A 9924-nucleotide genomic window follows, 5' to 3' on the forward strand; every position below is an offset into this window, starting at 1 on the left:
TGTGGTCTCCTGGAGTCATTCGGAATTGGTGAGCGGGATGGGTTTCAGGCGGCGCTGCGTTTGAGGAGCCGCCGGCGTCGGGTGGCGTGCAGAAGCAGAGCCAATATGGGGACGACGTAGGGGATGGTCTGCACCAGCTCGCTCGGAATTCCTCCGCCTTGCATGGTGATAGAGATTGTTTCGGCAGTTCCCAAAAGGATCGCCGACGCCATCGTACCCAAGGCGCTGCCATTGCCCATGACTTCAGCAGCCAGCGCTATGAAACCACGGCCCGCCGTCATGTTTTGGGCAAACCAGCTGACGTAGCCCATGGATAGGAACGCTCCTGCGAGGCCACCGAATGCTCCCGACGCGGCCAGCGCCCAGAACTGGTAGCGTTTGACGTTGATGCCGGCGGCGGCGGCGGCTTCAGGCTTTTCGCCCACGGCCCGAAGGCGGATACCGAGCGGTGTACGGGTCAGAAAAACTGCAAGCAGAGGTGCACCGAGCAACGCCACGTAGGTAAGAACGTGGTGGCCGGAAATAGCGGTACCGAGGAGAGGAACGGCCTCCACCACCGGGATGTCGATTGACGGCAGGACCTGACTTTGCAGCGAGCTGGAAACGCCCTTGGAGCCTGTGATCAGGAACAGCAGAAGCGTGGTGCCGGCAGCTGCCGCAATATTGATGGCGATACCCGACAGGATCAGATCCGCCTTCGCGACATGAACCATGATTGCTAAAAGACAGCCCAGGGCTGCGCCCGTGAGAATGGCCGCCAGCAGCCCGATGGGCGCGCTGCCGGTAAAGGCACTGGCGACCACTCCTGCGAAGGCGCCGGCGAGCATCATGCCTTCGATGCCGATATTGAGGACGCCTGCGCGAGTTGAAATGAGCACGCCAAGCCCCGCCAGGATCAGTGGTGTTGAAACGCGAAGCGCAACTGCGATGAATTCGGCAATAGATGCAGGATCCATCAGTGTGCCTCCGCCTTTGGAAGATTCTTCGACATTGTCGCCGAATTGTCGCCGGACACGAGCTGCAGTAGCTTCGGGTTTCGGATGATTGCCGCGGCTGTTGCAATCAGCAGAACCAGTGCGTTGATAAGTCCAACTCCCTCGATCGGCACATCGAAATTGCGTCCCACCAAGTCTCCACCGACCTGCAGGTAAGCAAAAAACAGGGCTGAAGGGACAATTAGGATCGGATTGTCACGCGCAAGGATCGCGACGGTGACGCCGACCCAACCTGTGCCCGGCAGTGTCTGCCAGGAAAAGCGCGTATAAAGCCCAAGCATCTCGATACCGCCTGCGGCGGCAGCGATCAGTCCGCCAATCGCTGCTGACCGCATCATGACCAAGCGTATCGGAAGGCCGAGATGGGCCGCAAAGGCCGAATTCGACCCAACGAGGCGCGCATCAAAACCGCTTCGCGTCCGGAACAGATAGATTGCCCCGGCAATGCAGGCCAATAGCGCGAGGACAGTGCCCAAGTGGATACGGGTGCCAGGGAGGATACGCGGTAGCTGTGCTTCGACAGGGATCTTGTACGACGCCATGGCCCCGGCCGTTGGGTCACGCAAGAAGTAGTTCAGGATGAAGAGACCCACGAACAAAGCTACGAAATTGAGCATGAGCGAAGTGACGAGTTCCGAGGTGTCAAACTGGGCGCGCATCACGCCAGGCAGTATGCAGACGGTGGACCCCACCATGGAGCCGATCAGGAGGGACACAGGAGCTGCGGCCCACCAGGGCATTGGCAGCAACAGGGTCGCGGCGACTGTGGCCAGGCCTCCGAGGTAAAAGGCACCCTCCACGCCTAGATTGAACATTCCCGAGCGAAACATCACCGCGACGGCCAGACCGCAGAGCATGGTTGGCGTTGCCATTTCCACGATGTTGCCCAAGTAGCGCAAGTTGCGGAATGGGCCGAAAAGGAAGGTCTGCAATACGCCTGCAGGGTCCGATGTGGTCAACGCAAGGGGTAGCATGACCACGGCGACGACCAAGGCAAGGATTGCCACGGTCACGATCGCCGGGGCGAGGGCTTTGCGGCTCATGCCGTCTCCTCCAGTCCAAGCATATAAGGTCCAAGGCGGTCCGGCGTGAGGCCGTCGCTATTTTCCAGGCGTGCAACGATGCGCCCACCGAACATCACCACGACCCGATCCGACAATGCGAGCAGCTCATCAAGATCCGAGGTCACCAGCAGCACGCCGACGCCGGTCGCTGCCATGGATCGAATGCGATCATGCAGGAAGGCTGCAGCGGCGACGTCGATGCCGCGGGTCGGTTCGTCGGCAACCAGGAACTTCGGTTGAGATGCGAACTCGCGGGCAGCGATGAGCTTTTGGGCGTTGCCACCCGAGAGGGCGGACAGCGGCGCCTCCGGGCCCGGGCAGCGCACGCCGAATTCGGCGATCATCGCCTTGGTTGTTTCCACCATCTTCCGGCGATTGAGAAAGGCGCCAATCCGAAAGGCCGGCTTGCGATGGGCTCCTGCAATAGCATTGTCCACCAGCGACATAGTCGCCGAGCTGCCATCTTTGAGACGGTCGGCCGGTAAGTGAGCCAATCCTTGTGCTCGCCAATCCCGTGTGCTGCTGGCATTCATGGCGCGCCCGCTGAACACAATGTCGCCGGTAAATGGGGTCCGACGACCTGATAGCAGCGCTACAAGGCCTTGCTGCCCACTGCCATCGACCCCAGCCACGCCGACGATCTCACTCGCATGAACGGTGAGATCTATATCCTCAACACGCTCCCCTGGACGTCCACGCGATTGGGAAACGCCTCGCAAAGTTACGAGGGGAGATCCCAGCGTGCGGACTATGCGCGCGGGGCGAACCGCAGCCGATGCGCCCATGACGAGTTTGGAAACGGCGTCATTGTCCAGGTGGGCGAGATCGGCATCTCCGGCGACTCTGCCGGCACGCAGCACCGTGACATGGCTGGCCAAGGCTCGAACCTCGCGCAGTTTGTGGGAAATGAAGAGAATGGTCAGCCCCTCATCCCGGAGATGCCGAAGGCGCGCGAAAAGCTCTTCGGTTTCGGGAGGTGACAACACCGCCGTGGGCTCGTCGAGGATGAGCAGACGAATATCCCGAGACAGCGCCTTGAGAATTTCGACCTTCTGTTGGGCTGCCACAGAGAGGGTGCTGACGCGCGCGTCCGGATCGACCGCCAGGTTGAACCGTCGCGAGAGCTCGGCCACCCGCTGGCGCGTTTTGAGGCGGTCGACGAACAGGCCATTCCGCCGTTCTTGTCCGAGGAAAATGTTCTCGGCCACCGTCAGGGATGGCACCAGCGTAAAATGCTGATGCACCATGCCGATGCCCAAATCCGCAGCGGCCGCGGGCGAACGGATGTCAACGATGCCGTCGTCAAACCGCAGATGACCGGCACTGGGTTGTTCCAGGCCGAAGAGTATCTTCATCAGGGTAGACTTGCCGGCACCATTTTCACCGCAGATGGCGTGAATGACGCCGCGGGCGACCGAGAAAGAAACATCGGTCAGTGCCCGCGTGCCATTGCCATACACCTTTGAGATAGCCTCAAAGGCGATAAGCGTGTGGGAGGTCATTTTCGGCCTACGGGCGAACGGAGTCACGAAGGGCAGCGAGGGCGCTCGTATCCATCCCAAACGCGCTGCTGACTGTGATGGAGCCATCAACGATCGCCGCCTCGGCTGCGGCTATCTCGGCCTTCAAATCTGCTGATGCGGTCTTCTCGAGATTGCCGGTGTCTGCAAGACCGATAGCGCCTTCCGATATCCCGAGGACCTCTGCAGAACCGAACGGCAGGGTGTCCTTCAGGAACAGGTCGTATGCGCGAGCAACTGACACATCGACCCGCTTGAGCATCGAACTGACGATCTTGTCTGCCATTTCCGGGTCGGTGGGCCGGATCGCCGCCTCTTCGTCCGAATTGACGCCGATGGCCAGTCCATTGACCTCTTCAGCTGCAGCAAACTGCCCGAGTCCCGCTGTGCCCGCTGCCGCAAATCCAATGCCGACACCGGAGCGATATTGGGCCAGAGCGAGTTCCTTGCCTTTGGCGGAGTCGTCAAACGAGTTGGCATAGGAAACGGCAACTTTGACATCCGGCGTAACAGCCTGGGCGCCCTCGATATAGCCGATCAGGAAATCGTTGATCACTGGAATGTCCATGCCGCCAAGGAAACCGAGAGTGGTTCCCTGGTCAGCGGGTACGGTGCCATCGCGAACAAGGCCCGCGGCCAGCATGCCGGCGAGGTAGGATCCTTCATTCTGCTTGAAGAGGACGGAGTAGACATTTCCGAACTGACCGCCGGCGTAGTCCATAGTGCCATCGACCAGCACGTACTTCTGATCGGGATACCTGCTGGCGACATCGGCGAGCGGATCGACCATCTGGAAGGTGATCACATAGATAAGGTCGTAGCCCTGCTCGGAAACGTCTTCGAGCGTTGGCAGCCATTTCGTCTGATCAAAGCCCATCTCGATGACCTTGGTCTCAACGGCATCGCCATGCTGGCTTTTGATCTCATCGAACCCCGCCACGCCAGAGTCGAAGAATGAGCGGTCACCAAGATTGCCGTTGACCAGAAGGACTATCTTCTTGGCCTCTTGAGCCTGCACAAGTGGAATGCCCCCTAGGGTAGCAAGCGCAAGCGTGATGATGCCAGCCGACACGGCCCGACGTGTGACGCGGGTGCCATTCATTTCGGATTCTCCCTGGGACTCCCTCCCTACAGCCGCCTGTCCCTAAAACAGCTGCAAACCGTCAGTTAAACGGTTTTCTAACGCTAGAAAACCGTTTACCTTCTGTCAAGCGGGGATATAAATAGCGCGATTGTGGGGTTCTGGCCCTGCGTGGGCGACAGTTCAGTGAGGCCGCGAGATGGCGACAATCAAGGAAGTTGCAACGCTGGCAGAGGTTTCGATTGCCACCGTCTCTCACTACCTCAACAAGACCAAGACCGTGACCGAGCAAACCGGTCAACGCGTGCAGGCGGCCATCGACCAGCTGAACTATCGGCGAGACGACATGGCTGCGTGGCTAAAGACTGCCGGCGCGCCGGTCGTTTTCATTGTCTATCCTCACGCCGATACGTCATTCTTCGACGATGTCGCCGAGGAGATCGAAATCTGTCTGATGCCTCACGGCCTCAACGCGCTTCGTGTTCGTAAATCGACAATCGACAGAATGCTCGAGGGTGGCGCACTGCGATCCTTCCTGACGCGGTCGGCAGGCATAATCGTTCTCGGGCACTCCAATGAATGGCCCGCCAATGCAACAGCAGCGAGCGCCATCCTGCCTAGCGTCATGCTGAACTGGGATGACCTCGACGGCTTCAAAGAGCAGGGCTTGGTGGAACATCTGGATGGCGGCGCGCATGCTGCCGTCACCTACCTGGCCGAGCGCGGGCACCGCAACATCGGCCTGATGACTGGGCCGCTGCTTTCCAGAGGAAGCGCGCTCCTGGAGGGTTCGCTGGCGACTGCTCGTGACTTGGGCGTTACCATTTTGCCGGAGTGGGTCGTTCAGTCGACCTACGGCTTGCAGGATTCCTACAACCAGGCGCGCAAGATGCTTGAACGAGCAAATCGGCCAACCGCCTTGTTCACTTTCGGAACGCAGTTCGCTTTCGGTGCCCTTCAGGCCTGCTACGAGTTGAAGATCAGGGTGCCCGACGATATTTCCATCATTAGCTATATCGAATGTCGTCAGGCCGAGTTCTCTGCTCCCCCTCTGACCACGGTGACGCCGTCGATCCAACAAATTGCCGCCCATGCCGTTGATCGGATTGTTCGGCAGATAAACGGCGAAGCGACTGACGTCCGCACATCCCTGGATATTCAAGTCGTTGAGCGTCTGAGCGTTGGGGTAGTAAGGGCAGGGGACGGCTGACGCGCGGAGGATGCGGTGCGTCTGCAACGTCAGGCTAGCAAGCGTGAACTTCTCGTGATCGATCTATCCATGACATCCCCGCTCGGGCCAACCCTTAAGGCAATGACATCGATTTGCAATTGATAGGGCAGGGGCCGATAGAGCTCTTGTGAACGTGCGGATCTAACCGCAGACGACCCAATGCCATTCAATGTAGCGATTGAGTTGGTCTGGAACACCACGAACCCTAGCTGAGCTTGTCGCCATCGATGATGGCTTGGACCTCGCGTTCGACTACGTCGATGATGCGGCCGATGGCGTCGACGGCGCCGTCCGGGCTTTCTGCGAGGATGGCGTCGGCCAGGTCGCGGTGGAACGGGAAGGAATCGAGGCCGAAGACGTCGGCGGAGAACGGCGAGGTGCCGCCGCGTTCGAGGGCATGGTCGAGATTGACGAGCAACTGGCCATACATGGGATTGCCCGAGGCGTCATAGATGGCGCCATGGAAGGCGTGGTCGGCTTTGCGCCAGGGGCGGCCAGCATAGACTTCGACGAGGAGCACATCGCAGAGCCGCGAGATTTCCTGACGCTGCTCGCGCGTCGCCTTGATCGTGGCCTTGCGCACCACGTCATTTTCGAGCGTGCGGCGGATTTCGAGGAGGCGCAGCAGCGCCTCGCCTTCGAGGCGTACCATGGTGGGCACGAGGCCGCGGGAGGTCTGGACCCGGGCTGAGAGATAGGTGCCATCGCCGCGGCGGCGGCGGATGATGCCAAGACCTTCCCAGCGATTGAGCGCTTCGCGGATGGTGGAGCGCCCAACGCCGAGCGTCGCGGCCAGCGAGACTTCCGGTGGCAGGCGGTCGCCGATCGTCAGGCCCGAGCGCTCAACCATGTCGGCAAGTGCATCGAGCACGGCCATGCCCCTTGTGCGGGTTTCCAGCGGCTGGAGATAATCCAGGGCAGCCTGGCTCACGGCGTCATTCCTTCACTTCGGCGCGGGCCACCTTTCACCACAGTTTGCGCCATTTGTCAGCCCTAGCCGGCGGTGCCGGTCCCCGCCTTGCCGAGGCCAAGGATCTCGGAGAGGGCTTCGATCAGCCTATCCATCTGTGGCCGCGAATTATAACCCTGGACCGAGACGCGCGCGATGCAGTGGTCCTGCCATTTGAACACCGGGATTTCGATGCGGTAGCGCTCGAAGAGCTGCTTGTGGATTTCGGCGGTGTCGCATTCGGGGATCGGCATGGCCACCATTTGCGGCGCGGAGAATTCCGGGCTGCTGAGCGGGGGAAGACCAGTCAACTCACCAAGTCGCCGTGCGGTATCCTGCGCCAGCTGGCGGCAGTGATCGGCGATGGACGTCCAGTCGTTCTCCTTGCGGAAGGCGATGGCCGAAGGCACGGCGAGCCAGGCGGACGGGTCTCGCGTGCCCTGCATCTCGATGCCATCGATGAAAGGAGAATTGCCGAAGGCGCCAAGCGCGCCGGGCTCCTTGGATTTCTTGGTCCAGCCATGGCTGATGACGAGCGGATCGAGCAGGCCCTGCACTTCCGGCCGCGCGTGGAGGAAGGCGGAGCCCTTGGGCGTCATCATCCACTTGTGGCAATTGCCCGAATAGAAATCCGCGCCGAGGATATCGAGCGAGAGCGGAATATGGCCGGGCGTATGGGCGCCGTCGATGACGGACCAGATGCCGCGCTTCCGCGCTTCGGCGAGCGAGCGCTCGATGGGGAAAACCAGGGCGGTCGGCGAGGTGATGTGGCTGAGGAACAGCACCTTGGTGCGCTCGGTCATCCCGCCGATGATCGCGTCGGTGAAAGCCTCTTCAGACACGAGCGGCATCGGCACTTTTACGACCACGACTTCGGCACCGGTCTTGCGGCATACATAGGCCCAGGTCTTTTCGAGCGCCGAATATTCGTGATCGGTGGTCAGTATCTGGTCGCCGGGCTGGAGCGGCAGCGACTGGGCGACGATATTGAGACCGCTGGTAGCGTTGATCACCGCCGCGATGTTGCTGGAATCAGACCCGAGTTCGGCGGCAACGGCCTCGCGCGGGGTCCGCATCAGGTCGTTGAGACGACGGCCCAGAAACTCCACCGGCTCGCCTTCAAGTTCGAGCTGCAGGGCCTGATAGGCAGCAAAGACCGGGCGAGGGCAGGCGCCGAAAGATCCGTGGTTCAGGAAAGTCACATCCTCGCGAAGGAGGAACTGACGGGCAAGATTGTCGGACACTTCAGCGGCCTTTCAGGGTCGGGTCGAGCGCATCACGCAGGCCATCGCCGAAGAGCGAGGTTGCGAGCACGGTGATAGCAAGCGCGGCGGTCGGGAAGACAGCCAGATGCCAATAGAAGAACATGAAATCAATGCCCTCATTGATCATCTGTCCCCATGTCGGCGTTGGCGGGGGCACGCCGACGCCGAGGAAACTGAGGCTCGCTTCGAGCATCATGGCCATTGGAATGGCAAGGACGAAGCCGATGATGATCGGGCTGATTGAATTTGGAATGAGATGGCGGCGGATGATGTACCAGGGCGATGCGCCCAGCGCCTGGGCCGCACGCACGAACTCCTTCTCGCGGAAGGCTTTTATCTGTGCTCGGACGAGGAGGCAGACATTCACCCAGCCAAAGAGCGCGGCGATGAAGACGATGGTGCCATAGCCGCCGCGGGTCAGCGCGCCGAGAAGGAGCGCGGCGAGGAGCGGCGGGACCACCGAAAACACCTCAATGATGCGCATGATGACCCAGTCGGTGCGACCGCCGAAATAGCCGGCCAGCGCCCCAAGAGGTATGCCCACGAGGATGCTGAACAGGGCCGCAGTGAAGCCGATGGTCAGGGAAACGCGTGCGCCATAGACGATGCGGGAATAGAAATCGCGGCCAAGATTATCGACGCCGAACCAGTGCGCGGCCGATGGGAAAGCCAAAGCTTCGGTGAGAAAGCTCTGGGCCTCCGGATTGTATGGTGTGATGAGCGGGGCAAAGACGGCCATCAGGATGAGGATGCCCAGCACGACGCCGCCGATGACCGCCGCCTTGTTGGAGAGGAACCGCCGCCAGGCGAACCAGAGCGGGTTGCGTTGGCCGGTGGCTGCGATGGGGGCGGTCGTGTCGGTCATTCGGCGCCTCCCACGCGAATGCGCGGATTAAGCAGCGCATAGGCGATGTCGGAGAGAAGATAGGCGAGGCAGTACATGAAGGTGATCAGCAGCATCAGCGCCATTTGCAGCGTGTAGTCGCGTACCTCGATGGAGGAGACGAAATAGGCGCCGAGGCCCGGCACGCGGAACATGGCTTCTACAAAGATCGAGCCTGTGGCGGTACCAATGAACATGGGCAGGAAGACCGTCACGAGCGGGATCGCCGAATTGCGCATGACATGCTGGAAAACGATACGGCGCTCGCTAAGACCCTTGGCGCGGAGGACTGTGACAAAGGGCCGGTTGAGCGTGTCGAGCATTGCCGAACGCGTATAGCGGGCATAGGTCGCCAAGGGGATCGCGGCATAGCAGGCGATGGGCAGGATCCAGCGATTGGGCTGCGGCCAGCCACTGGCAGGGAGCCAGTTGAGCCACACCGCAAAGATCAGGATCAGCAGCATCGAGGTCACGAAGACCGGAATGGTCAGCCCGAGTGTTGCCAGGGTCGAAGCCAGGTAGTCGATCCAGGTGTTGCGGTTGAGAGCGGCGGCCATGCCGAGAAGGATGCCGAGCGGGGCGCCGATGAGAACGCCGGTGCCGCCAAGAACAAGGCTCGGGACCCAGGCACGCGAGATCAGTTCGACGACCGTTTCGCCCGGGCTCTGGAAGGGCACGCCGAAATCGAGATGCAGCACGCCCCACATGTAGTTGAAATACTGGACATGCAGCGGCTGGTCGAGACCCCACTGGGCCATCATCTTGGCGCGCACGGCCTCGGAAACCGGCATGTCATTGGCATCGAACGGCCCACCGGGGACCGAGTGCATCATCAGGAAGATGATGATCGACACCAAGATGAAGGTGAAGGCGACCGAGAGAATGCGACGGATGATATGGGCTGTCATCGCGGTCTCCTCAGGTCGTCACGATCGC

The 9924-nt window shown here is 60.9% G+C and carries 9 protein-coding genes; 1 reads left to right on the plus strand and 8 read right to left on the minus strand.

Features of this window, described 5'->3' with window-relative positions; all coding sequences use genetic code 11:
* Positions 1-44: 44 nt before the first annotated feature.
* The 4 genes from ABW043_RS14865 to ABW043_RS14880 are packed head-to-tail and all read right to left on the minus strand — an operon-like array spanning position 45 to position 4681.
* Complete coding sequence (locus ABW043_RS14865; protein ID WP_353921978.1) at positions 45-956, minus strand: ABC transporter permease; 912 nt, start codon at positions 954-956, stop codon at positions 45-47.
* Positions 956-2038 (minus strand): ABC transporter permease, encoded by a 1083-nt coding sequence (locus ABW043_RS14870; protein ID WP_353921979.1) that lies wholly within the window; start codon positions 2036-2038, stop codon positions 956-958. The genes ABW043_RS14865 and ABW043_RS14870 overlap by 1 nt, the downstream gene beginning before the upstream one ends.
* The gene (locus ABW043_RS14875; protein WP_353921980.1) at positions 2035-3561 is read right to left on the minus strand and encodes an ABC transporter ATP-binding protein; all 1527 of its coding nucleotides are present in this window, start codon (positions 3559-3561) and stop codon (positions 2035-2037) included. Before ABW043_RS14875 ends, ABW043_RS14870 begins: the two co-directional genes overlap by 4 nt.
* Before the next feature lie 7 nt (positions 3562-3568).
* Complete coding sequence (locus tag ABW043_RS14880) at positions 3569-4681, minus strand: BMP family ABC transporter substrate-binding protein (RefSeq protein ID WP_353921981.1); 1113 nt, start codon at positions 4679-4681, stop codon at positions 3569-3571.
* 178 nt (positions 4682-4859) lie between these two features.
* Between ABW043_RS14880 and ABW043_RS14885 the strand changes: the two genes are divergently transcribed.
* Positions 4860-5870 carry a LacI family DNA-binding transcriptional regulator gene (locus tag ABW043_RS14885; RefSeq protein WP_353921982.1) on the plus strand — a complete coding sequence of 337 codons (1011 nt, stop codon included), beginning with the start codon at positions 4860-4862 and terminating at the stop codon, positions 5868-5870.
* A 226-nt stretch (positions 5871-6096) separates the two neighbouring features.
* Here ABW043_RS14885 and ABW043_RS14890 read toward each other — a convergent pair whose 3' ends face one another.
* The 4 genes from ABW043_RS14890 to ABW043_RS14905 form a co-directional block, all read right to left on the minus strand.
* The gene (locus ABW043_RS14890) at positions 6097-6822 is read right to left on the minus strand and encodes a FadR/GntR family transcriptional regulator (protein WP_353921983.1); all 726 of its coding nucleotides are present in this window, start codon (positions 6820-6822) and stop codon (positions 6097-6099) included.
* Positions 6823-6884: 62 nt separating this feature from the next.
* Positions 6885-8084, minus strand: coding sequence for an aminotransferase class V-fold PLP-dependent enzyme (locus tag ABW043_RS14895; protein WP_353921984.1), 1200 nt, complete (start codon positions 8082-8084; stop codon positions 6885-6887).
* A gap of 1 nt (position 8085) precedes the next feature.
* Positions 8086-8970 carry an ABC transporter permease gene (locus ABW043_RS14900; RefSeq protein WP_353921985.1) on the minus strand — a complete coding sequence of 295 codons (885 nt, stop codon included), beginning with the start codon at positions 8968-8970 and terminating at the stop codon, positions 8086-8088.
* A complete protein-coding gene (locus ABW043_RS14905; RefSeq protein ID WP_353921986.1) occupies positions 8967-9896 on the minus strand; it encodes an ABC transporter permease in 930 nt (309 codons plus the stop codon). Before ABW043_RS14905 ends, ABW043_RS14900 begins: the two co-directional genes overlap by 4 nt.
* Positions 9897-9924 lie beyond the last annotated feature (28 nt).

The sequence above is a fragment of the Devosia sp. genome (assembly GCF_040509215.1).
Taxonomy (GTDB): Bacteria; Pseudomonadota; Alphaproteobacteria; order Rhizobiales; family Devosiaceae; genus Devosia.